At 63.1% G+C, this 24,215-nt stretch carries 21 protein-coding genes; 15 read left to right on the plus strand and 6 right to left on the minus strand.

Going from position 1 to position 24,215, the window contains the following annotated elements; all coding sequences use genetic code 11:
• The coding region (locus tag VJ604_RS03255) for a helicase-related protein (protein WP_324079948.1) at positions 1-878 on the plus strand (878 nt) is incomplete at its 5' end.
• Between the two features lie 367 nt (positions 879-1,245).
• Here the strand turns inward: VJ604_RS03255 and VJ604_RS03260 are convergent.
• Together VJ604_RS03260 and VJ604_RS03265 are read right to left on the minus strand one after the other, a co-directional pair.
• On the minus strand, positions 1,246-1,620 hold the full coding sequence (locus tag VJ604_RS03260) for a desulfoferrodoxin (RefSeq protein ID WP_324079949.1): 375 nt from the start codon (positions 1,618-1,620) through the stop codon (positions 1,246-1,248).
• 40 nt (positions 1,621-1,660) lie between these two features.
• The gene (locus tag VJ604_RS03265; RefSeq protein ID WP_324079950.1) at positions 1,661-2,410 is read right to left on the minus strand and encodes a DUF4350 domain-containing protein; all 750 of its coding nucleotides are present in this window, start codon (positions 2,408-2,410) and stop codon (positions 1,661-1,663) included.
• Between the two features lie 193 nt (positions 2,411-2,603).
• On the opposite strand from VJ604_RS03265, the gene VJ604_RS03270 reads away from it, so the two are divergent.
• The 8 genes from VJ604_RS03270 to VJ604_RS03305 all read left to right on the plus strand — a co-directional run bounded on the left by VJ604_RS03270 (position 2,604) and on the right by VJ604_RS03305 (position 10,846).
• Positions 2,604-2,897 carry a Dabb family protein gene (locus VJ604_RS03270; RefSeq protein ID WP_324079951.1) on the plus strand — a complete coding sequence of 98 codons (294 nt, stop codon included), beginning with the start codon at positions 2,604-2,606 and terminating at the stop codon, positions 2,895-2,897.
• A gap of 214 nt (positions 2,898-3,111) precedes the next feature.
• Positions 3,112-3,600: a YchJ family protein gene (locus tag VJ604_RS03275; RefSeq protein ID WP_324079952.1), complete on the plus strand. Its 489-nt coding sequence runs from the start codon at positions 3,112-3,114 to the stop codon at positions 3,598-3,600.
• Positions 3,601-3,784: 184 nt separating this feature from the next.
• Positions 3,785-4,978, plus strand: coding sequence for a pyridoxal phosphate-dependent aminotransferase (locus VJ604_RS03280; RefSeq protein ID WP_324079953.1), 1,194 nt, complete (start codon positions 3,785-3,787; stop codon positions 4,976-4,978).
• 212 nt (positions 4,979-5,190) lie between these two features.
• Complete coding sequence (locus VJ604_RS03285) at positions 5,191-6,564, plus strand: sigma-54-dependent transcriptional regulator (RefSeq protein ID WP_324079954.1); 1,374 nt, start codon at positions 5,191-5,193, stop codon at positions 6,562-6,564.
• A gap of 45 nt (positions 6,565-6,609) precedes the next feature.
• The gene (locus VJ604_RS03290; RefSeq protein WP_324079955.1) at positions 6,610-7,005 is read left to right on the plus strand and encodes an FxsA family protein; all 396 of its coding nucleotides are present in this window, start codon (positions 6,610-6,612) and stop codon (positions 7,003-7,005) included.
• A gap of 249 nt (positions 7,006-7,254) precedes the next feature.
• Positions 7,255-8,460, plus strand: coding sequence for a methionine adenosyltransferase (locus VJ604_RS03295; protein WP_324079956.1), 1,206 nt, complete (start codon positions 7,255-7,257; stop codon positions 8,458-8,460).
• 109 nt (positions 8,461-8,569) lie between these two features.
• On the plus strand, positions 8,570-9,070 hold the full coding sequence (locus VJ604_RS03300; protein WP_324079957.1) for a chemotaxis protein CheX: 501 nt from the start codon (positions 8,570-8,572) through the stop codon (positions 9,068-9,070).
• A 444-nt stretch (positions 9,071-9,514) separates the two neighbouring features.
• Positions 9,515-10,846: a hemolysin family protein gene (locus tag VJ604_RS03305; protein WP_324079958.1), complete on the plus strand. Its 1,332-nt coding sequence runs from the start codon at positions 9,515-9,517 to the stop codon at positions 10,844-10,846.
• A gap of 17 nt (positions 10,847-10,863) precedes the next feature.
• Here VJ604_RS03305 and VJ604_RS03310 read toward each other — a convergent pair whose 3' ends face one another.
• The 4 genes from VJ604_RS03310 to VJ604_RS03325 form a co-directional block, all read right to left on the minus strand.
• Entirely contained in the window at positions 10,864-11,793 is a 930-nt protein-coding gene (locus tag VJ604_RS03310; protein WP_324079959.1) for a TerC family protein, read from the minus strand.
• A gap of 12 nt (positions 11,794-11,805) precedes the next feature.
• Positions 11,806-12,648 carry a zinc metalloprotease HtpX gene (htpX, locus tag VJ604_RS03315; protein WP_324079960.1) on the minus strand — a complete coding sequence of 281 codons (843 nt, stop codon included), beginning with the start codon at positions 12,646-12,648 and terminating at the stop codon, positions 11,806-11,808.
• A 218-nt stretch (positions 12,649-12,866) separates the two neighbouring features.
• Positions 12,867-13,031, minus strand: coding sequence for a hypothetical protein (locus tag VJ604_RS03320; protein WP_324079961.1), 165 nt, complete (start codon positions 13,029-13,031; stop codon positions 12,867-12,869).
• Between the two features lie 16 nt (positions 13,032-13,047).
• Positions 13,048-13,623 (minus strand): ANTAR domain-containing response regulator, encoded by a 576-nt coding sequence (locus tag VJ604_RS03325; protein ID WP_324079962.1) that lies wholly within the window; start codon positions 13,621-13,623, stop codon positions 13,048-13,050.
• A gap of 430 nt (positions 13,624-14,053) precedes the next feature.
• On the opposite strand from VJ604_RS03325, the gene VJ604_RS03330 reads away from it, so the two are divergent.
• From VJ604_RS03330 to VJ604_RS03355, 6 genes are all read left to right on the plus strand, one after another.
• Positions 14,054-16,519 (plus strand): PAS domain S-box protein, encoded by a 2,466-nt coding sequence (locus tag VJ604_RS03330; RefSeq protein WP_324079963.1) that lies wholly within the window; start codon positions 14,054-14,056, stop codon positions 16,517-16,519.
• Positions 16,516-17,664 carry a hybrid sensor histidine kinase/response regulator gene (locus tag VJ604_RS03335; RefSeq protein ID WP_324079964.1) on the plus strand — a complete coding sequence of 383 codons (1,149 nt, stop codon included), beginning with the start codon at positions 16,516-16,518 and terminating at the stop codon, positions 17,662-17,664. Before VJ604_RS03330 ends, VJ604_RS03335 begins: the two co-directional genes overlap by 4 nt.
• 297 nt (positions 17,665-17,961) lie before the next feature.
• On the plus strand, positions 17,962-19,104 hold the full coding sequence (locus VJ604_RS03340; protein ID WP_324079965.1) for a serine hydrolase domain-containing protein: 1,143 nt from the start codon (positions 17,962-17,964) through the stop codon (positions 19,102-19,104).
• A gap of 161 nt (positions 19,105-19,265) precedes the next feature.
• Complete coding sequence (locus VJ604_RS03345) at positions 19,266-20,504, plus strand: response regulator (RefSeq protein ID WP_324079966.1); 1,239 nt, start codon at positions 19,266-19,268, stop codon at positions 20,502-20,504.
• A 130-nt stretch (positions 20,505-20,634) separates the two neighbouring features.
• Positions 20,635-23,301: a valine--tRNA ligase gene (locus VJ604_RS03350; protein ID WP_324079967.1), complete on the plus strand. Its 2,667-nt coding sequence runs from the start codon at positions 20,635-20,637 to the stop codon at positions 23,299-23,301.
• A 133-nt stretch (positions 23,302-23,434) separates the two neighbouring features.
• Complete coding sequence (locus VJ604_RS03355) at positions 23,435-24,211, plus strand: prepilin peptidase (protein WP_324079968.1); 777 nt, start codon at positions 23,435-23,437, stop codon at positions 24,209-24,211.
• The last annotated feature ends 4 nt before the right edge of the window (positions 24,212-24,215 follow it).

Genomic DNA, 24,215 nt, shown 5'->3' on the forward strand with positions numbered 1-24,215 from the left:
CGGTTCAGGTCGGGAGGATCACCGCCGCCGCAACGGTGTCTCACGCCCTCTACCCGGTACCCCAGCATCTGAAGACGCCGCTTCTGTTCGAGCTTTTGCACCACACCGACACCGAGAGCGTGCTGATCTTCACCAAGACCAAGCATCGCGCCAAGAGGGTGGGGGAGCAGTTGGAGAAGAGCGGCTACAAGGCGGCCTCCCTGCAGGGCAACCTCTCCCAGAACAGGCGGCAGGCGGCCCTGGACGGTTTCCGGGACGGCAGCTTCCAGATCCTGGTAGCCACCGACATCGCGGCGCGCGGCATCGACGTCTCCCAGGTCTCCCATGTCATCAACTACGACATCCCCGACACCCCCGAGGCCTACACCCACCGGATCGGCCGGACCGGACGGGCCGCCAGGACCGGCGACGCCTTCACCATGGTGACCGATGAAGACGAACTGATGGTGCGCCGGATCGAAAAAGTGCTGGGAGCCAAGATCGAGCGCAAGACACTGGAGGGGTTCGACTACAGCGTGCCCGCTCCCAAAAAGGACCTGGAGTTCGCCAGGCCGCCCCGCGAGCCGCAAAGGCGCAAGGAGAAGGCGCCCAAGTCGGAAGGCGAGCGCAACGAGAAGGGAGCTGCTGCCAAGCCCGGCGAGGGGCAGCGCCGTGGACCGGGAGGGAAAGCCCCGGGAAAGCGACGCGGTAAGCCCGGCAAAGCCGGCAATGCCGGGAATGCTGGCAACGCTGGAAATGCTGGAAATGCTAGCAACGCGGGGGTAGCGCGCCCCCAACGGGAAGGAGCAGCTGCCAAAGGACATCCGCAGCGGGAAACCGGCAGCGCCAACCGCCAGCAGCGCTCAGGCGGCTTCGCCTCAAGGCGCAGCGGGAGGTAATTGCCAGTCACTCCGGACAGTCCGGACCGTCCAAGCAGTCCAAGCAGTCCCTGCAGTCCCTGCAGTTCAGGCAGTTCAGGCCCTTGTCCGAAAGTCCCCTCTCCCGAAGGGGGAGGGCTAGGGAGGGGGAGCTGCCGCCGCAATAGGGCAACGCTGCCCCCACGCTTGTCCACAGCAGGCGCGAAGTGCGTGGCCTCCCTCACCCCCGCCCCTCTCCCGGAGGGCGAGGGGAGAGTGTGCTTGAGTAGATAAAGTGGAGTCTTCGTCGCGAGCTCCCGTATGAAAAAAAAGAGGGGAAAGGCGCCAAGCCTTTCCCCTCTTTTTTCTTCTTATCCCGCCCCCTGTCCTGAAGGGCTTCCACTGCCGCTTATGCCTGCCAGTGCCCATGCAGCGTGCAGTACTCGCGCGCAGTGATCTCCTCTGCCTCGATGACAAAGGTAGCCTCCGGGGCCTCCCCGGGCTTGAGCGCCTGGCGGTAGATCTTGCCGTCAGCGATCAGCTCTATCCACTCGATGTAGTGGACCTCCTCCATCGGGTGCGGCACGCTGCCCACCTTCACGGTGACGGTCCCTTCACCTTTTTCGATCACCGGCACGTGCTTCTCTTTGGAAGCCTCGACGGTGTTGGCCACCTGCAGGGTCATCGGGCTGCCGCAGCAGACCAGTTGGCCGTCCCCGGCGTGAAAGACCTCGACGATGTTGCCGCATACCGCACACTTGTAGATTTCCAGCGTCTGAGCCATGTTCCTTCCCTCCTTGGTAGTTGCCGCGTGAGCGGGTGGGTTATTTGAGCCATGCCGCCAGGTTGGCAGCCAGTTTTTTGTTGCTCTGGTCGAGGAACTTGTTCTGGAAGATGGCGTCGTCCCCGAAGATCAGGAAGCCTCCCTTGCCGACTTCCCCCGCGACCGCCACCCCGAAAGAGGCAGTGTTCTCCGCTTTCTGCTTGTTGTCCCCCTGCAGGTCGATCCAGGCCTTGGGACTGGTGGCGGCGACCACCCGTGACCCGGCATCCGCGTTCCGGATCCCCCAGACGCCGTACAGGCTGAACTCGGTCACCCCTTTCATTACGGGATGCGAACCGATTCGGGTAGAGCGGAAGTCCAGCGGATTGTTGCCGATGACGTTCTCCGTTTCCCGGATGACGCCGTTGGTGTATTCCACCCCCAGCCGGTCGAGCAGGGAGGTGAGGGGGGGCGCGATGTGGAGCATGACGGCTACCTTCCCGCCCCGGTCCATGAACCTCAGCAGCGCTTCGATCTCATCCGCCTGCAGCGGCTTGAAAGCGCCGGAGATTACCAGCCCGTCCACTCCCGCCAGTGAGGCGTCGCTGATCGGCTGGTTGAGCGGGGCGATTTTCGCTCCGGTCTCCCGGACGATGTCGGCAAGGCCGGTAAGCTGCAGGGGCCCCGGGTTGGAGATGGTGAAGCGTTCACCATGGCCGTTGTCGAACAGCACCGTCTCGGCCGCCGCGCTGCCCACCCCGATCACGCCCAATAACAAAACCCACACCGTCACCAAAGCAGCACGAGCCATTTCCTTCCCCCGTTACCTTTTTTCTAATAGGACTAAAATAGTCGTGTTTGTCCTTATAACAGCAAAGGAGTGTCAGCGCAACCCATTTCTTGCATTTTTTATTGACCTAAACGTACCCCGCCGTTGACAGGGGGAGGGGGGCCGATGTATTACATGGCATTCGGTTTAAAATAACGAATCTCCGGAGAAAGAGATGATTACTCACATCGTACTGTTCAAATTGAAAGAGCGGACCCCTGAAGTGGTCGAGAAGGCACGCGACATTCTGCTCAGCATGGAAGGGAAGGTCAGCCAGCTGCGCCACCTCGAGGTCGGCGTCGACCTGATCCATTCCGAGCGTTCCGCCGACATCGCCCTGGTCACCAAGTTCGATTCCATGGAAGACCTGCAGGCCTACCAGGTCGATCCCTACCACGCCAACGAAGTTGCCGCCTACATGAAGAGCGTCTGCGCCTCCGTGGTCGCCGCCGACTACCAGAGCGCCTAGAAGACGCCGGCAAAGTCGGCCTGCCCCGAGCCCGGCGAGAGCCGGTAGAGGGGGTACTCGAAGTCAACCGTTCGAGCTGAGCCTGTCGAAGCATGCCCTGAGCTTGTCGAAGGGCAACATCAACTTTCCTGGGGCTAAAAGCCGTGTGGTTGACCTCCCTGCGACAGGGTGAACGGCATTACCAATCGAATCAGGATGAAGGAGGAGTTTAAAGATGGAGCAGTGTCCATGTGGAAGCGGTCTGGCCTACGCCGAATGCTGTGAGCCCGTTATCAAGGGGGCGCGTCCCGCGGAGACCGCGGAGGCGCTCATGCGTTCGCGTTATTCCGCCTATGTGAAGGTGGAGACCGATTACATATTCGAAACCACCCACCCCAAGCACCGCGAGGGGTACGACCACGCCGGCACCAAGCAGTGGGCGGAAAGCGCGGAGTGGCAGGGTCTGGAGATTGTCTCCACCAAGGACGGCGGCAAAGACGACACCGTCGGAGAGGTCGAGTTCATCGCCCGATTCTCTGAAAAGGGGAAGTCGATGGTCCACCACGAGCGCGCCCAGTTCAAGAAGGAGAAGGAGGGGTGGCTGTTCACCGACGGCCATGCTGCCGGCGAGCGCCAGCAGCCGATCATCAGCAACAAGATCGGCCGCAACGAGCCGTGCCCCTGCGGTAGCGGCCAGAAATACAAGAAGTGCTGCGGAAAATAGAGAAAATACTACAAAAACGAGATCGAGATTAAGATTAAGACCAAGAAAACCATAGGCAGGACTGGCTCCACAGGTGCCAGTCCCCGCTCGTAAGTTGGTCCCACGCTCTCCTTCTTTCGCCTTTTTAGTAGTTAACCCTTAATCTTAACCCCAATCTTAATCTTGCCGTTAAGGAGCTTCGCATATGGTGGTAGCCAACAAGATCTCCGGTTTCATAGCCAAGGCGTCCTGGATCAGGAAGATGTTCGAGGAGGGGGAACTGCTCCGCCAGCAGTACGGCGCCGACAAGGTCTACGACTTCACCCTCGGCAACCCGGACGTGGAGCCGCCCGAGGCCTTCAACCAGGCCTTTCTCAAGCTCGCCCAGGACCCGATCCCGGGCATGCATCGCTACATGAACAACGCGGGCTACCTCGAGACCCGCGCTGCGGTGGCCAAGTCGCTGAGCGCCGCCTCCGACCTGCCGGTGCAGGCCGGGCAGGTGGTGATGACCTGCGGCGCCGGGGGCGCCCTGAACGTGGTCTTGAAGACCATCCTCAACCCCGGCGACGAGGTGGTCATCCTGGTGCCGTTCTTCGTCGAGTACCGCTTCTACATCGACAACCACGGCGGGGTCCCGGTCGAGGTCTGGACCGACCCGGAGACCTTCCAGCTCGACATCCCCAAGATCGCCGCTGCCATCAGCGCCAGCACCCGCGCCATCATCATCTGCTCTCCCAACAACCCCACCGGTGTCATCTATCCGGCCGAGAGCCTGGCCGCCTTGGGAGAGATGGTGAGCGCGAAGGAGCAGGAATTCGGCAGCCAGATCTGCGTGATCTCCGACGAGCCGTACGCCAGGATCTCCTACGACGGCAAGGCGGTCCCCAACATCTTCCGTCACGTGAAGAACTCGGTCATCGTCACCTCCCACAGTAAGGACCTGGCGCTCCCCGGCGAGCGGATCGGCTACCTGGCCGCCAATCCCAGCATGAAGGACGTCGATCAGTTCATGGAAGGGGCCATCTTCTCCAACCGTGTGCTGGGCTTCGTGAACGCCCCCGCGCTCATGCAGCGGCTGGTTGCCGATCTGCAGCACGAGTCGGTGGACATGGCCGCCTACCAGGAAAAGCGCGACCTCATCTACAACGCGCTCACTGAAATGGGATTCGAGATGGTGCGTCCCGACGGGGCCTTCTACTTCTTCCCGAAGTCTCCGCTTCCCAATGACGTTGAATTCGTGAAAGTGGCCCAGAAGCACCGCATCCTGCTGGTGCCGGGCGCAGGTTTCGGCGCCCCCGGCTATTTCCGGATCGCCTACTGCGTGGACAAGGGGATGATCGAGAGAAGTTTCGACGCCTGGCGCGAACTCGCCAAGGAACTTGGCCTTTCCGGTTAGTATCGGTGGCCGGAGGCGAACCCTCCGGCCATTTCTCCGTAAGCCTTTGCAGAAAGTTCGCTTCCCTAGTTTCCGCTTTGGCAAGAACTGTGGCTGGCTTGGAAGTAAACGTTAAAGCTTTGCAGGGGGCGGGTCGATTATGCAACGGTGACGCTGCATCCCAGCAGTAGGTAGTGACAGGACGGTTCGCTTAAGGACGTGAGAGGTCATCGATGACTGACACCATTTTGATAGTTGATGACGAGGCGGGGATCCGTACCTCGCTGGCCGGCATCCTGGAGGACGAGGGATACCGGACGGTCTGCGCGGGGGACGGCGCGGAGGCGCTCGCCCAGTGCGCGCGGGAGCTGCCGGGGCTCGTGCTCCTGGACATCTGGATGCCGGGCATGGACGGCATCGAGACGCTCAAGCTCTTGAAGGAGCGCCATCCCGCCCTCAACGTGATCATGATGAGCGGTCACGGCACCATCGAGACCGCGGTCAAGTCGACCAAGCTCGGCGCCTACGACTTCATCGAAAAGCCCTTTTCGCTGGAGAAGGTGGTGGTCATGGTGGAGAACGCCCTGGCCATGACCCGGCTCAAGGAGGAGAACGCCTCCCTGCGCGGCATGCTGCAAAGTCACGAGATGACCGGCTCCTCCGCAGCCATCGTGCAACTGCGGGAGCAGATCCGGATGGTGGCTCCCACCAACGCCTCGGTGCTGATCACCGGTGAAAACGGCACCGGCAAGGAACTGGTCGCCCGCTCGGTCCACTTTTACAGCAACCGGCGCGAAAACCCTTTCGTAGAGATCAACTGCGCGGCCATCCCGGAAGAGCTGATCGAAAGTGAGCTGTTCGGCCATGAGCGCGGCGCCTTCACCGGCGCGGTCGCCCAGAAGAAGGGGAAATTCGACCTGGCAGACGGCGGCACGCTCTTTCTGGACGAGATCGGCGACATGTCGATGAAGACCCAGGCCAAGGTGCTCAGAATCCTGCAGGAAAAGAAATTCGAGCGGGTGGGAGGGACGCGCACCATCGAGGTGGACGTCCGGGTGGTGGCCGCCACCAACAAGCTCCTCGAGGATGAGATCAAAAACGGCAATTTCCGCGAGGACCTCTATTACCGGCTGAACGTGGTACCCTTCAAGGTGCCGCCCCTTCGGGAGCGGCGCGACGATATCCCGCTGTTGGCCCAGCACTTCGTGGAACTCTTCTGCCGCCGCGAGGGGAGGGATCTCAAGCGGATCGTTCCCGAGGCGATGGAGGCACTGCAGCGCTACGAGTGGCCCGGCAACGTGCGGGAGCTGAAGAACATCGTGGAACGGCTGATTATCATGACCCCCGGCGGGACCATCACCCTGAACCACCTCCCCGATTATATCGGCGCCAACGCCGGCAGCAGGGAGGCCACCGCCGGCAAGCTGGACAGCGTGCTGGAGCTCTCCAGCCTGCGCGAGGCGCGCGAGGAGTTCGAACGGGAATTCATCCTGCAGAAGCTGGAGGAGCACGACTGGAACGTCTCCCGGACCGCCGAGGCGATCGAGCTCGAGCGGAGCAACCTGCACAGGAAGATCAAGAGCTACGGCATCGATATCAAGAAGTAGCCACCGCTTGACCGCTCCCCACCGCTAAAATAGGGAAACCAGCCGATGCTGTTCAGACTGCTCATCCTTTTCACCATCATCCCGGTGATCGAGATCTATCTGCTGATCAAGGTCGGCTCCTGGATCGGCCCCCTCCCCACGGTAGTGCTGCTGCTGGCGATCAGCCTGCTGGGTGCCTGGCTGGTGCGCAGCCAGGGGTTCAGGATCTTCCTGCAGATCCGGGAAGAACTCTCCCGTGGCAGGCTCCCCGCCGCGCAACTGCTGGACGGCGCCCTGGTGCTGGTAGGCGGGGTGCTGCTGATGACGCCCGGCTTTTTCACCGATTTCCTCGGCATCTTCTTCCTCTTCCCCTTCACCAGGAGTTTCATCAAGCTGTGGCTGGGGATCTGGCTGCAGAAGCGGCTCGCCAAGGGCGGCTTCGTGACCAGGCGCCATTACTAATCCCCCTCATTCCACCGTTTTGTCTCTCTCGGCCGCCCTCCGTAAGACCCATCGGTAAGGTGGGCATTTCCCGCGATCGCAGCTGCCCCCATGTTGAGACTTCCCTCACCCGGCCTCCGGCCACCCTCTCCCGGAGGGCGAGGGTTGGCCCCTTCTCCTTGCGACCTTCTCCTTTTCGGCTAAACTCTCGCTATATCAGCTAACTAGCCTGCCTCACTCCCCTCACAGGCCTCAAAGGAAGGACCGACCATGATCGTCGTCGAGCAATACAAGGGCGTGAACGTTACCGAGCAGAGTGTGGAGATCGTCGAGCGCAAAGGGACGGGACACCCCGACCAGATCTGCGACTGCGTGATGGACGCCATCTCCGTGGCCCTCTCCCAGGCCTATCTCCAGGAGTTCGGCACCATCCTCCATCACAATATCGACAAGGGACTGCTAGCCGCGGGACGGGTGGAGAAGCGGTTCGGCGGCGGTGAGCTGATCGAGCCGATGGAGCTCACCATCGGCGACCGCGCGACCTTTACCGCCTTTGGCAGGGAGATCGACGTGCATCAGATCGTCCTTGACGCTGCCAAAGGCTGGATCGGCTCCCACCTGGCAAACGTCGACCCGGAGCGTCACCTGAGCTACCGCGTAAAGCTGGCGCCGGGTTCGGAGGAGCTGACCGATATCTTCGACCGCCCCGGTAGCATCAGGGAGGCAAACGACACCTCGGCCGCGGTCGGCTACTATCCCCTGAGCCCCACCGAGGAGGCGGTGCTGGCGGTGGAGAGGGAGTTGAACAGCGAGCGCTTCAAGAGCCTGTTTCCCGACACCGGTGAGGATGTCAAGGTCATGGGGCTGCGCCGCCGCGACGAGCTCGACCTGACGGTGGCCATGCCCCTGCTCGCCACGCACATCGCCTCCGAACGGGACTACTTCGCCCGCAAGGAGTTGATCGCCTGCCAGCTGCGGCAGTTCGTGGGTGAGCGGGTGGCGAGGTTCAGCAAGGTCTCCCTGCATTACAACACCCTGGACCAGCCGGGACGTGGGCTTGGCGGGGTCTACCTCTCCTTGCTGGGGACCTCGGCCGAAGACGCCGACTCCGGGCAGGTGGGGAGGGGGAACCGGGTGAACGGCCTGATCCCCATCGGGCGCCCCATCGGCACCGAGGCCGCCGCCGGTAAGAATCCCATGAGCCACGTAGGCAAGATCTACAACGTGCTGGCCCACCGCATGGCGCGCGACATCTGCCAGTCCATCGAGGGGATTGACAGTGCCTACGTCATGCTGCTGAGCCGGATCGGCGACCCCGTCGACCGCCCCCTGATGGCAAACGCGCAGCTGCACATGGCGAAGGGGAGACGTGCGTCCGAGGTTGCGGGGCGGGTGGAGGAGATCTTCCTACGGGAGTTTTCGCGCATGGGAGAGTTCTGCCTGTCATTGGCGAAGGGAGCACACCGCATCTGCTGACTCTGCTGCACCCCTCTTTTCACTGCACCTCTGTTTTTGTCAATAGACGCTTTTCTTTTTGACAGTGTCCATTACACTATTAGCGTTTATTTAAAAATGGAGGGATGTCATGGGCCTTGATGAAGCAATCTTGAGCGAAGCCAATTTGACCGAGGACGATGTGAGGTCAAAGATCGCGGAGATAACCAAGGGCGTCTTCTCCACCATGGTCATGATGGAGGTGGCCGACCAAAGCCCCCTGATGGAGCCGGTGGTGAGCTTCCACGAGACGCTGACCAGCATGGTGGGCCTGGCGGGGAGCCATTCCGGTCTGCTCGCCATCCATTGTCCGAAGAGTCTGGCACTGAAAGTGACCTCCAACATGCTCGGCATGGAGGTCACCGATATCGACGAGGATGTGAACGATGCCATGGGGGAGATCGCCAACATGATCGGCGGCGATGTAAAGCACATCTTCTCTCCCAAAGGGGCGGACATCAACCTCTCCATCCCCACCGTGATTTACGGAAGCGACTACGTCCTGGAAAGCATCTCGACCTCCGAGGCGATGGTGATGCCGTTCGAGTGCGAGGGGGAGCGATTCCTGCTCACCTTCAGGATCGGCAAATAGCAGTCAGTCGGGCGGAGGTCACCTTGCGGGTGGCCTCCGGCGCCTCCGACGGCTTCACCGCCCCACCTGAAGGACCTCACACCTGCACACGTGCACACCTTTGCTACCTACCAAGCCCCCACTCCTCCATACCCATTTTGGCAGTCCCTTGCGCCCCGGCATTTTGCCGGTCACGGTCCCCTCTCCCCCCGGGAGAGGGTTAGGGGGAGAACTCTGCACGAAGATATGGGGCTTCCCTCACCCCGGCCCTCTCCCGAGGGCGAGGGAGAGGGCCGGGATGACCGAGAGAATAGAGGTAAAGCTAGCTGGTTCTGGACAGGATGGGGCAGAGCAGGGGGGCTGTTGGGCGACAAAAGGTTGACAACAGCGGCGTTAACGGTAAAAATGAACAATTGCTGATGTTTGGGTGCCTGAGCCCCACTGTACGTCGCTTCGGGAGGATTTTTGGACACCGTTTTTGTTGAACTCGCCGTTATCGCCGTCCTCATCATACTGAATGGCTTCTTCGCCTGCTCTGAATTCGCGATCATCTCCGTCAGAAAAAGCTGGATAGCGCAGCTGGTGAACCAGGGAGACCAGCGCGCGGTCATGGTCGACGCTCTCCAGAAGGATCCCCACCGCCTGTTGGCTATCGTGCAGATCGGCATGACCGTGATCGGCTCCACCGCATCGGCGGTAGGCGGCGTGATTGCCGTCGATTACCTCCGGCCTCTCCTGCAAAAATCCTCCATCCCGGTGGTCGCCCACGCCGCCGAGCCACTGGCGGTAACCATCGTGGTCGCCACCATCTCCTACCTGCTGCTCATCCTGGGCGAGCTGGTCCCCAAAAACATCGGGCTGCAGTACTCCGACCGCATGGCCTTAGCCGTCGCCAAGCCCATCACGGTGCTGGCCCGGGTGGCGGGGGTGCTGGTCTACCTGCTGACTCTCTCCAGCAAGGCGGTCTTCGCTGTGCTCAGGCTGAAAGGGGAGCGGAGGGGGTTCATGACGCGGGAGGAGGTGCAGCACATCGTGGCGGAAGGGCATGAAAGCGGCATCTTCAGCGACACCGAGCATACCTTCATCGACAACCTCTTCGACTTCACCCACACCGCCGTCCGCGAGGTCATGGTGCCGCGCACCAGGATCGTCGGCTTCGATCTGAACCTGCCCAAGGAGGAGATCCTGCACGGTGTCTTGGACAACATGTACTCCCGCTATCCCGTCTATGTGGGGAGCATCGAGGACACGGTAGGTTTCATCCACGGCAAGGACCTGTTGAGCCGGATGGTGAAGGAGCCCGATTTCGACATCCGCTCCATCGTGCGCCCCCCCTTCTTCGTGCCGGAAGGGAAGAAGGTGAGTGAACTCCTGAAGGAGATGCAGAAGACCCGGGTGCACATGGCCTTCGTGGTGGACGAGTACGGCGGGATCAGCGGCATTGTCACCACCGAGGACCTGTTGGAGGAGTTGGTGGGCGAGATCCAGGACGAGCACGACGTGGGAGAGCCAAGCACCGTCCAGGTGCTGGCCGACGGCAGCTACCTGGTCGATGCCTTCATCTCCATCTCCGACCTGGAGGACCTGCTCGACATGGACCTGGGCGAGGATCTTCCCTACGACACCCTGGCCGGCCTGATCCTGGACCGGATCGGCGGATTCCCCGAACAGGGGGAAACGCTGGAGTTGCGCGAGTACCTTCTGACCTGCGAAGAAGTGACCCGTACCGCCATTTCCAAGGTGCGGATCGCCAAGAAGGAAGCCCCCGCCGAACCGCCTCTCCCCACCGCTGGCTAGCTGGCCAGCAACGGCCCCTAGACCCTAGCCCGCTTCTTCCCCTTCCCCGCGAACAGCAACGAGGACAAAACGGAGATCACCAGCACGCCGACGATCACCCCCAGCGAAAAGTGGAGGGGGATCTCCACCAGGTCGGTCAGCAGCATCTTGGCGCCTACGAAGCTGAGGATGCAGGAGACCCCCAGCTTGAGATGGGCGAACATCTCCATCACGTTGGCCAGCAGGTAGTACAGCGAGCGCAGCCCCATGATGGCGAAGACGTTGGAGCTGTATACGATCAAGGGATCCCGGCTTACTGCGAGAACCGCGGGGATGGAGTCGACCGCGAAGAGAAGGTCGCTCGACTCCACCACCAGCAGCGTCAAAAGGAGCGGGGTGGCGGCCAGCTTGCCGCCCCGCCTGACGAAGAATTTATCCCCCCAGGTCCGCCTGGTCACCGGCAAAAGCTTCCTGAACAGGCGGACCAGCAGGTTCTTTTCCGGCTCGATCTTCCCTTCCTTCCCGAAGGCCATCTTCACGCCGGTGTAGACCAGCACGGCACCGAACAGGTAGATGATCCAGTGGAAGCGCTCGATCAGGCCGATCCCCGCCACTATGAAGATCCCCCTCATCACCAGGGCACCGATGATCCCCCACTTCAGGATCTTCGGCTGCTGCGCCTTGGATACCCCGAAGTAGGAAAAGATCATGATGAAGACGAAGAGGTTGTCCACCGACAGCGATTCCTCGATGAGGTAGCCGGTGACGAACTCCAGCGCCTTGGTGCTCCCCAGGTAGAACCAGACCGCGCCGCCGAAACCGGCCGCCAGCAGGACCCAGAGCAGTGTCCAGCCCAGCGCCTCGCGGAAGGCGATCTCGTGACTGTGCCGGAAGACCCAGAGGTCCACCAGGAACATGATGCTGATCACCCCGGCAAAGAGCAGCCAGAGAAGGGTATGAACGTCCACGGTTACCTCCGGTTAGCGCGCCATCCGCTCCAGTCTGGCGATCCTTTCCTCCATGGGCGGGTGGGTGGAGAAGAGTTGCATGATCCCCCCGCCGGTGAGCGGATTGACGATGAACAGGTGCGCGGTGGCCGGCCGGGCCTCTTCCATGGGGAGCATACGGGAACCGGAGTCCAGCTTTCTCAGCGCGTTGGCCAGGGAGAGCGGGCGCCCGCACAGCTTCGCTCCACCCTCGTCAGCCATGTACTCGCGCGACCGGGAGACGGCCAGCTGGATCAGCATGGCCGCGATGGGGGCGATGATCGACATGGCCAGCGCACCGGCCAGCCCTCCGTTTTCGTCGTCGTCGCTGCGGCTGCCGAACATGGCGCCCCAGCGGACCATGCTCCCCACCATGGAGATGGCGCCGGCCAAGGTGGCGGCGATGGTGGAGACCAGGATGTCGCGGTTGATGACGTGGGTGAGCTCGTGGGCCATCACCCCCTCCAGTTCTTCCGGGGTGAGAATCCGCATGATCCCCTCGGTGGCGGCCACCGCCGCGTGTTCCGGGTTCCTGCCGGTGGCGAAGGCGTTGGGGCTATCGGAGGGGATGATATAGACCTTGGGCATCGGGATGCCGGCCTGCAGGCTCAGCTTTCTCACCATGCCGTAGAAGCCGGGGTTCTCCATCTCGGTGATCTCCTGGGCGCCGTACATGCGCAGCACGATCTTGTCCGAGAACCAGTAGGAGAAGAGGTTCATGCCGCAGGCCATGACGAAGGCGAACATCATCCCTCCGCGGCCCCCGATGGCGCTACCCAGCGCCACCATCAAAAGGGTCAAGGCTGTCAGCAGTACTGCGGTCTTCAATCTGTTCATGTGGTTCCTCCTCGTTGGGGTCACCGGGCTAATAAAAAAGACCTTTACCCGGAGCGTTGTCGCACTGGATAAAGGTCTTGCATGCGTTGACGGTTGTCATTGCCCCGCGTCCGGGCCATAAGGCCGTCCTGACGAACTGCGGGTCGGCATCGACGATGCCGAGAGCTACTCCCCTTTATTTAGCTGAAATATAGTTATTGCGGGCTTCGGTGTCAACCTCAATCGGGAAAAAATATTTCGAAGAGGGCCATGCACAGCGAGCAGAGCAGGCATGGCAGCCAGAACAGGTTGCTGAAGCAGGCTTCGAATCGGTGCCAGGGGGCGAAGGCGCCGGCAGGGCGGTCCCCCTTGGGGTGATCATCCGCGCGGAGGTGGCCGGTCATGGCTCCGCTCCGCCGTCTAGCAGCCGATCCGGTCGGTGAGCAGGATGGCCTCGGCCAGCTGCCGCATGGAGATCCTGCGGTCCATGGCGAGCCTCTGCATTCGGCGGAAGGCCTCCGCCTCGGTCAGTTTGTCCCGCTCCATCAGCCTTCCCTTCGCCTTTTCCACGAGCTTCCGGCTCTCGATGTTCTCCTTCAGGTTGGCGACCTCCTCCTTGAGCTTTTCCACCCGGCGGGCGGCCGCCAGCGAGAGCACCAGGGCCGCCATCAGCTCCTCCTCCCGCACCGGCTTGGCCAGGATGGTCGATACCACCGACTCGCCCCAGGTCTGCACGCTCTTCAGATCCCCATCTTCCGCGATCATGATGATGGGGATACTCAGCTTGTCCCAGAGTTTCTTCACCATCCCGCTCACTTCCTGCTCGGACGAGGAGTACTCGATGACGGCGATCTCCGGATTGTTTTCGATGGACTCGGCATAAAGTTCGCCAGGAGTGGCGGAAGCTATTATTTCAGCAAATCCCCTCTCCAGCAGCCTCTTTTTTAAGCTCTCCAGGAGCTTCTCGTCGCGAACGTACAGGACCACTTTTCCCATGTCTTCACCCCCTTACGACGAATCGGCCCGCCGCGTTGCGGCATGACACGGTTATGATCAGCATAAAGCGTTCCAAAACTCTGCCCTGACTCTATCACCATCTTGCCCGTTCCCCCCCGCCCTTTGCCAACTCGCCCTCGCCCTCCGGGAGAGGGGACATTGGCGGTTGTGTCAATAGGAACAAGGTACGGAGCCCAAAAGCGGAGGAGGGAGAGTGCGGGGAGAGGGTTAGCTTTCCGGGCGGGGCAATTTGGGCCCCGAAAACGCTTTTTGCTCATGTTTTATGTGAAGCGGCCGATGAACAGTAATTAACGTCTGCAGTGTCGGGCGGCCCGCGGCCGCAACCCCTTTCCAACCGGCAGAGCACTGCCGAAATCCTCGCCATCCAGGTGGACCCATGCGCTTTGCGGCAGCACCGGCACCTCACCTTATGCGACGCAACCTGGCCCGGGGACTGCTCCTTTGCGTGCTGCTCGTTCTTTGGAGTGCCCTGTTCGCGCTGGTCGGGGACGGGGTCACCGTCTTCTGGCTGATGCTGATGATGGCGGGGGCCGCTACCCTGCTCTGGATGGTCTGGCGCCGGCAGTCGGAAGGGGCCGCCAGTCGCCGCGAAGAGATAGCCCGCAAGGAGGCCGAAAGCGCTCTCTTCTTCGAAAAACGTTACCGCGCCCTGATCGAGAACCTCCCCCAGCGCATCTTCCTGAAGGACCACAACTCCGTCTACCTTTCCTGCAACTCCAGTTTCGCGCGCCAGCTCGGCCTGCAACCGAAGGACGTGTTCGGCAAGACCGACTACGACCTCTTCCCGGAACCGATGGCCAGAAAAAGGCTGGACGACGACGCGCGCGTGATGGCGGCCGGCACCCCGGAGGAGCGCGACGAGCAGCGGGACCGTGACGGCAGCTGGGTCAGCAAGGCGCTCATCCCCCTCAAGGACGAGGCGGGGACGGTGCACGGCCTTTTGGGCATCCTCACCGACATCACCTACCGCAAACAGGCGGAGCAGCAGCTCAAGGAGAGCGAGCAGCGTTTCCGCGACACCTTCGAGCAGGCGGCGGTCGGCATCTGCCACTTCGACCTGGACGGCAAGGTGATCAGGATCAACAGGCGCTTTTGCGACATCCTCGGCTACCAGCAGGGCGAGCTGCTCGGGCGGAGCCTGGACGAGATGGTGCATCCCGAGGACCTCCCCGCCGAGCGGGCGCAAAGCGGCCGGCTGGTGGCACGCGAGATCGAGAACTACTCCATGGAGCTCCGCCAGCTACGCAAGGACGGCTCGCTGGTCTTTGTCAACCTCACCAAGTCGCTGGTCTGCGGGGAGGGGGGGGAGCCGAGATACCTGACCGGGGTGGTGGAGGACATCACCGCCAAGCTGGAAGCGCAGACCCTGCGCCGGGAGCGCGACCTGGTCCAGGCGGCCAGCCGGGCCAAGAGCCAGTTCCTGGCCGGCATGAGCCACGAGATCCGCACCCCCATGAACGCCATCATCGGCCTGGGGAGGCTCGCCCTGCAGACCGAGCTGACCGCCAAGCAGCGTGAATACCTGGAGAAGATCTGCTCCTCCGGGCAGACCCTGCTCGACATCATCAACGACATCCTGGACTTCTCCAAGATCGAAGCGGGGAGGGTGGAGCTGGAGAGGACCGAGTTCAGCCCGGCCGAGGTGCTGGGGGCGATCTCCGACCTGTTCAGCGTCAAGGCGAGGGAGAAGGGGATCGGCTTGCGGGTCCGGCTGGCCCCCCAGCTTCCCAAGCGCCTTTTGGGGGACCCGCTGCGGCTCACCCAGGTGCTGAACAACCTGGTGGGGAACGCGGTCAAGTTCACCGAGCGGGGGGAGGTGGTGGTCGAGGTGAAGCCGGTCGAGCGCGGCACCGAGTCGCTTTGCGTCCACTTCTGCGTCAAGGACACCGGCGTCGGTCTTTCCCCGGACCAGATCGAGAAGATCTTCACCCCCTTCACCCAGGCAGACAGCTCCACCACCCGCAGGTACGGCGGGACCGGCCTGGGGCTTTCCATCAGCAGCCAGCTGGTCGAGCTGATGGGAGGCGAGCTGCGGGTGCAAAGCAGCGCCGGCGTCGGTTCCAGCTTCTACTTCACGGTCGGCTTCCAGCTGCCGGCGGCGGGCGAGCCTCCCAAGGCCACTCTCGACCAGGAACTGGACAGCCTGCGCCTTTTGGTGCTCGATGGGGACCTGGAGTCGCGCGACAAGCTGTGCGGCCTGCTGCACGGCCTGCCGCTCTCACTGGACTTCGTGGAGAACGTGCCGGCGGCCTTGGCGGCCCTGAGCGAGCCGGCACCTTCCGGCGCGCCTCCCTACGACCTGGTGGTCATCGACGGCGCCACCGCTGGGGAGGACGGGATCCGGGTGGTCTGCCGGGATATCTCCAGCCGCCATAGCGACCTCCCCGCGCTTGCTGCCGCCACCGGCTGCCAGCTGGAGCAGATCCGGCAGCAGTCACGGCAGCTCGGCCTGAGCGGGGTGGTTGCCTCCAGCCGCCCGGCGCTGGTGCTGGACGGCATCGTGCGGGCGCTCTCCCGCGGGCAGCTACCTCCCGACCGGGAACCGCGCCCCCCCGCCTTGACCGGGGCAGGGCTGCAAGGTACCTTAAATGGGTGGTCCGGCGGCTTAGCTGCCGAGCGGGCCGCCGTGCTGGAACCGGCCCGGCTGGCCGAGGAAGCCGCCAAGCTCTTGCGGCTGCTGGCCAGGAACAGCCTGGACGCCAAGAGGCAGTTCGCCCTCTTCGCCGGGGTCATCCCGGCCGGCACCTTTGTCAAGGAACTGAAGGCGCTCGAGCTCTGCCTGGACAAGCTCGATTTCAAGAAGGCCCGACAGCTGCTCTCCACCTTCCCCGGGATACCCTCCGAACCGCCGGCTGAAGAAAGGGACACCGCATGAGACGGCAAAACGTGATGATCGTGGACGATACCCCGGCCAACATCGAGGTGGTCAGCGAGAGCCTGGGCGACGAGTACGAGATGATCTTCGCCACCAGCGGGGCGGAGGCCCTCGACCTGATCCGGGAGGACAAGCCGGACCTGATCCTTTTGGACATCATGATGCCCGGCATGGACGGCTACGAGGTCTGCAGCATCCTGAAGGGGGACCCGGCCACCCGCGACATCCCGGTGATCTTCGTGACCGCCATGATCCAGGAGGAGGACGAGATCAGGGGGCTGGAGCTGGGGGCCATCGACTACATCACCAAGCCGATCACCCCCCACGTGGTGAGGGCGAGGGTCAAGAACCACCTGGAGATGAAGCGCTACCGCGACCTGCTGGAGAACCTCTCCACAGCGGCCGACCGCACCAAGAAGGAGTTCCTGCGCGGGGTAAGCCACGAGCTGCGCACGCCGCTCACCCCGATCATCGGCATGACCGACCTGGTGTTGACCAGCGAGGAGGACGACGAGAAGCGCAAGTACCTCTCCCTGGTGCAGAAGGCGGCCATGAAACTTTTGGGGCTGATCGAGGACCTGATTGAGACCAGCCGCCTGGAAGGGGACGAGGTGCATCTGGAACAGCGTCCCTTCCAGCTCAAGCCCTTCCTCGATTCCCTGGCCGCGGAGCTTGGGCCGCTGGCCGTTTCCAAGGGGCTGAAGCTTTCCCTGTCGGTGGACCCGGAGCTCCCGGAAACGGTGGTGGCGGACCAGGGGATGCTGCACAAGGTGCTCTCGGTGCTGCTCGGCAACGCCGTCAAGTTCACGGCCCAGGGGGAAGTGGCGCTGGACGCCCTGCGCGGCAGCTCGGGAAGCGGCCTGCTGGTCCACTTCGCGGTGGCCGATACCGGCATCGGCATCGCCGAAGAGGACCTGGAGCGGATCTTCAACGACTTCACCCAGTCCGACGGCGCCATCACCCGGGCCTATCCGGGGCTGGGTCTCGGCCTCACCCTGGCACGGCGGATCATCGAGCTCATGGAGGGGCGGATCTGGGCCGAGAGCCGCCAGGGGGTGGGCTCCATCTTCCACGTGGAGATTCCGCTGGTCCTTGGCGACAGCGCCGCCGCGGAGCAAGGCCCATCCTCACCCGCCTCCGCCTGAAGGCCACGTCGGGCAAGCTCCTGCCCCTCCCCTTGACGGGGAGGGGACCTCCTTTTCACCCTTTGCTCAGCACGGCGGACGTCGTTCTTTTCCTGCCCCGTCCGTCCACCTCGTCCACCCCGTCCGCGTCGTCCATGCACTCCACAATACTGCTTGACCTTGAGCGCGCATTGTCGTACCTTCTCCCGGGGCCTATCGGCCTGAAATATCTGATCAATCACCCCCTTACGCCACCCGCGTACAAGCGTGCAGAACCTGGAATAGATTGTTATGGCAATCCTTCGGTCACGATCCGTAGTGACCCTTTTATCAGCTCTCGTCTGTGTGGTCCTGCTCGCCCTCGCCACCGTCTCCTTCGCTGCGGATTCGGCCAGGATCGACGCCCTGGTCGACGACGCCATCAGCCGCAAGCTGATCGCGGGGGGCGTCGTCCTGATCGGCAGCCGCGACCGGGTCGTCTTCCAGCGGGCCTACGGCCGGGTATCGCCGCTGCCGGACGCCTCCCCCATGACCACCGATACCATCTTCGACCTGGCCTCCCTCACCAAGGTGCTGGCCACCACGCCGTCCATCCTGAAGCTGGCCGAGGAGGGGAGACTCTCCCTGCTGGACCCGGTGGAGAAATGGTTCCCGGAGCTCTCCGGCCACGGCAAGGAGAACGTGCTGGTCCTGAACCTCTTAACCCATACCTCCGGGCTGGACGACATCCCGCTCGCCAAGGAAGAGCCGATGAAGAGCGCCATCCAGGGCGCCGCCCTCCAGAAGCTCAAGGGGGAGGTGGGAAGCCGCTTCCGCTACGCAGACCTGAACTTCATCCTGCTGGCCGAGCTGGTGAAAAGGGCGACCGGGGCGGGGATCGACCTCTACAGCCAGGCCTCCTTCTACCGGCCGCTGGGGATGGCGGAGACCTCCTTCAACCCGGCTGAACGGCTGCGCTGCTCGCCCACCCTCCGCGACGAGCAGCTCGTGCAGGGGGAGGTGCAGGACGAGCAGGCGCGGCGCCTGGGCGGGGTCGCCGGGCATGCCGGCCTCTTTTCCACGGCGGGGGACCTGGCCAAGTTCTGCAGGATGATGCTTTCGGGAGGGGTGCTGGACGGCAAGAGGGTGCTCGCCCAAAGGACGGTGGAGCAGATGACCGCCCCCTATTTCGCCCGCGGCGGCGAGGTGATCCGCGGGCTGGGCTGGGACATCTCCTCGCCGTACTCTTCCCCCCGCGGGCTGGGGTTCTCCAAGGTCTCCTTCGGCCACACCGGCTACTCCGGCTCCTCCATCTGGATCGACCCGGTCTCCGATACCTTCGTCATCCTGCTGACCGCGCGGGTGGACTACAAGAACGTGCACCAGTTCAACCAGTTGCGGGCGGAACTCTCTACCCTGGCCTCGGTGCTCTTCACGGTGCCCCCTGAGCTGCGCGAGATGGCGCATCTCCATGATCAGTGATTAATCAGAAAAGGGCAAATACCTTGACTCATACGCCGCTTTATGCTAGTTTTTCCCCGTTTTTTCCCTGGCCGGGCGGCGCGCGAAGCCTGAATAAATTAAACTACATCCGCTAGCCACGAACGCCTGACCAACGGTTTCCAAGAGTAGAGGGGGAATAGATGGGCAATAGACTGCTCCTCGCCGATGACAGCATCACCATCCAGAAAGTCGTGGCGATCATCTTTGCCAACGAGGAGTTCGAGCTGACCGTGGTGGACAACGGCAACGCCGCCCTCGACAAGGCCCGCGAGATCCAGCCCGACCTGATGCTGGTCGATGCCCTGATGCCCGGCAAAACCGGCTACGAGGTCTGCGCCGAGATCCGGCGCGACCCCAGGCTGAGTGCTACCCCGCTCTTGTTGCTGATCGGCGCCTTCGAGCCCGTGGACGAGGAAAAGGAGCGTAGCTGCGGCGCCGACGCCAGCATCTCCAAGCCCTTCGAGTCCCAGCAGTTGATCGACAAGGTCAAGGAGCTCCTGGAGGTCGGCAAGGCCAGGAAGGCCGCTCCCGCCCCTGTCGCGGCCGCGCCCGAGCCGGCCGGTGCGGCCGAAGATATCTGGGGAGATCTCTCCTCGCTGGACACCATGTCCTCCTTCGCCGAGCCCGCCGCGGTAAAAGCTCCCCCCGCCGCAGCTGTGCGCGAGCCTGCCCCCGCTCCGGTGCAGCCCGCGGCCGCGCCATCCTACGCCGCTCCGGCTGTTCCCGAGTACCAGGAGGAGATCGTCGAGGCGAGCATGGAGGACGATCTGTGGGGCGCCTTCGACCTGGAGGAGGAAGCTCCCGCCGGTGGCTTCGGGGTGATCGAGCCGGGTGGCGATTTCGAGGCCGAGCAGATCTTCAGCTTCGAGGAAGAAGACGAGGCGGTCCTGGAGACCGGTGCCGCCGTGGAACTGGTCGAGGAGCCGGCCCTGGAAGCCTCCGCCGAAGAGCTGTTCGTCCTGGAAGAGACCCCCTACGGCGACTACGACGCCGAGCTGGTGGCGGAGGTCGAAACCACCCAGGAGGCGGTCTTCGAACTGCCGGAGTACGAGCCGGTTTCCCTGCAGGAAGTGATGGAGGCGGCACCCATCGCCGCATTTGACGCCGCACCCGCGTTCGAGGCGGCTCCCGCCGCACCCGCCTTCGAGGCTGCCGCGCCGATTCCCCCCATCGAACCGCAGGCCGCGCCTGCCGTGGCGCCTGCCGCGGCGGCCACAGCAGCGCCGGCAGCAGCCGTCAGCGAGGAGGCAATCGTCGCTGCCCTCTCCAACCTGTCCAGGGACGTCATAGAGCGCATCGTCTGGGAAGTGGTACCCGACCTGGCGGAGGTGCTCATCAAGGAAGAGATCAAGAAGCTGAAGGAAGGGATCCGGGGGTAGGGATTCCGCCTCAGGACCGCCCGCAGTGCCGGAAAAGGGGATTTCACGATCCCCTTTTTTAGTCTGGCCTCTGACCAGTCAGATCTGTCAGACTGGTCAGACAGAAACCAAGAAACGAGGTAGCTTCACCATGGCAAAAAGAGAGCTGGAAAAGGTTTACGAGCCGAAGAGCGTCGAGCAGCGCTGGTACCAGGAGTGGGAGGAGAAGGGCTACTTCCACGCCACCGTCCCCTCCGACAAGCCTTCCTATAGCATCGTCATCCCGCCCCCCAACATCACCGGGGTGCTGCACATGGGCCACGCGCTCAACAACACCCTGCAGGACGTCCTCTGCCGCTGGAAGCGGATGAGCGGCTACAACGTGCTCTGGATGCCGGGCACCGACCACGCCGGCATCGCCACCCAGAACGTGGTGGAGCGCCAGCTGGCCGCCGAGAAGAAGGACCGCTTCGAGCTCGGCCGCGATGGCTTCATCGAGCGGGTCTGGCAGTGGAAGGGTGAGTCGGGCGGCCAGATCATCGGCCAGCTCAAGCGCCTGGGCGCCTCCTGCGACTGGGAGCGCGAGCGCTTCACCATGGACGCCGGCCTCTCCAAGGCGGTGCGCGAGGTGTTCGTCCGCCTCTACGAGGAAGGGCTCATCTACCGTGACAACCGGCTGATCAACTGGTGCCCGCGCTGCCACACCGCGCTCTCCGACATCGAGGTGGAGCACGAGGACAAGGCGGGGAACCTCTGGCACCTGCGCTACCCGGTGGTGGGGAGCGACGAGGTGCTGGTGGTGGCAACCACCCGTCCCGAGACCATGCTGGGCGATACCGCGGTGGCCGTCAACCCGGCTGACGACCGCTACAAGCACCTGGTCGGCAAGAAGGTCCTCTTGCCGCTGGTCAACCGCGAGATCCCCATCGTGGCGGACGACTACGTCGACCTGGAGTTCGGCACCGGCGTGGTCAAGATCACCCCGGCCCACGACTTCAACGACTTCGAGGTCGGCCTGCGCCATGGCCTCGACAAGATCAACGTCTTCGACGAGTCCGGCGTGGTGAACGCCGCCGGCAAGCAGTACGAGGGGATGGACCGCTTCACCGCCAGGAAACAGGTGGTGGCGGACCTGGAGGCGGCGGGGCTTTTGGAGAAGATCCAGGACCACGCGCTGTCGGTGGGCGGCTGCTACCGCTGCAAGACCGTGGTGGAGCCCTACCTCTCCCTGCAGTGGTACGTGAAGGTCGGCCCCCTGGCCGAGCGCGCGCTGGCGGCGGTGAAGGACGGCCGCACCCGCATCGTTCCCCAGCAGTGGGAGAACACCTACTACGACTGGATGGAGAACATCCGCGACTGGTGCATCTCCCGCCAGATCTGGTGGGGGCACCGCATCCCCGCCTGGTTCTGCGACCACTGCGGCGGCGTCACCGTCGCCAAGGAAGACCCGAGCAGGTGCTCCAAGTGCGGCTCCGACGAGATCCGCCAGGAGACCGACGTGCTCGACACCTGGTTCTCCTCGGCCCTTTGGCCCTTCTCGACCATGGGGTGGCCCGACCAGACCCCGGAGCTCTCCGCCTTCTACCCGACCTCGACGTTAGTGACCGGCTTCGACATCCTCTTCTTCTGGGTGGCCCGCATGATGATGATGGGGCTGCACTTCATGGACGAGGTCCCCTTCAAGGACGTCTACATCCACGCCCTGGTGCGCGACGCCCAGGGGCAGAAGATGAGCAAGTCCAAGGGGAACGTGATCGATCCCTTGACGGTGATCGACGCCTACGGCACCGACGCCTTCCGCTTCACCCTGGCGGCCTTCGCGGCGCAGGGGCGCGACATCAAGCTCGCCGAGGAGCGGATCGCCGGCTACCGCAACTTCGCCAACAAGATCTGGAACGCCTCCCGCTTCGCCATGATGAACCTGGAGGGATTCGATCCGGCCTCGGTCGATGCGTCCAAGCTCCAGCTCTCCAACGCCGACAAGTGGATCCTCTTCCGGCTGAACGAGACCGCCGCCTCGGTGGAGGAGAACCTCACCACCTTCAAGTTCAACGATGCGGCCGGCGATCTCTACCGCTTCACCTGGAGCGAGTTCTGCGACTGGTACATCGAGCTGATCAAGGACGACCTCTACAAGGGTGACGCCGAGCGGCAGCTCACCGCCAAGTACGTGCTCTGGCTCACCCTGGAGAACCTGCTCCGCCTGCTGCACCCGTTCATGCCCTTCATCACCGAGGAGATCTGGCAGGCGCTCCCCAGGACCGGCCAGGAGGCCTCCTCCATCATGATCGCCCCCTTCCCGAAGGCGCGCGAGGAGTGGTCCGCCTTCGCCGGCGCCGCCGCCGAGATGGAACTGGTGATGGACGTCATCAAGGGGATCAGGAACATCAGGGGCGAGATGGAGGTCCCCCCCAGCAAGCAGATCGCCGCGCTGCTCGACTGCAAGTCGCGGGAGAGCCTGGAGCTTCTGAAGAAGAACGAGGTGTACGTGATGAGCCTCGCTCGCCTCTCCGATCTCGCCATCGGACAGGGGGTGGAGCGGCCTGCCGAGGCATCGCTGCAGGTGGCAGGCGACGTGGAGATCATCGTCCCCTTGAAGGGGCTGGTGAACGTCGAGGAGGAGGAAAAGCGCCTCAACAAGGAGATCGCCAAGATCGACAAGGACATCGAGTTCCTCTCCAAGAAGCTTGAGAACCCGAGCTTCGTGGAGCGCGCCCCCGCCGACGTGGTCGAGAAGGAGCGCGAGAAGGTAGGGGAGTTCGAGAACAAGAAGAAGCTCCTCGAAGAGAGCCTCGCCAAGATCCAGCGCCTGCGCTAGCCCGGCAGACTGTGAACCTGACAACGCCGCTGCTTCCCGAACCGGAGCAGCGGCGTTTTAGCAGCTAGGAAATGACAGGCATTTCCGGTATACTGATGCGGCCTTTCCTTTCAACTATCGCGCGAGGTCCCACGTGCTCTTTCCGTACCTGCTCTACGTATTCGGCTTCATCCTGGGCGCTGTGGTCGGCTCCTTCCTGAACGTCTGCATCTGCCGCATTCCCAAGAAGGAGTCGGTGGCCTTCCCCCCTTCCCACTGCCGCATCTGCGACTACCGCCTCCGCTGGTACGACAACATCCCGATCCTGAGCTACCTCCTGCTGAAGGGGCACTGCCGGGGGTGCGGCGAGCCGATCTCCCCGCAATACCCGGTGGTGGAGCTGATCAACGGCGTGCTCACCGTCTGCCTGCTGGTAAAGTTCGACCTCGGCTTGAGCTTCGCCGTGCTCTTCATCTTCTGCTCCGCCCTGGTCACCATCACCTTCATCGACCTGGAGCACCAGATCATCCCGGACGTCATCACCCTCCCGGGGATCGTGGTAGGCTTCCTGTTCTCCTTCTTCATTCCCCGCTTCGGCTGGCAGAACTCCCTGATCGGCATCCTGGCCGGCGGCGGCAGCCTGCTGCTGATCGCCTTCGCCTACTCGGTGGTGACCAAGAAGGACGGTATGGGTGGCGGAGACATCAAGCTGATGGCGATGATGGGCGCCTTCTTCGGATGGCAGGCCGTCCTCTTCATCATCTTCGCCTCCTCGCTGCTCGGTTCCCTGATCGGCGTCGCCATCATCATCGCCCGCAAGCAGGACTCCACCTTCGCCATACCTTTCGGCCCCTTCCTCTCCACCGCTGCCATCGTCTACATCTTCTACGGAAGACAGATCATGCTCTGGTACCTCTCCCTCGGCAGATGACATC

The sequence above is a fragment of the Geomonas sp. genome (assembly GCF_035254065.1).
GTDB lineage: Bacteria > Desulfobacterota > Desulfuromonadia > Geobacterales > Geobacteraceae > Geomonas.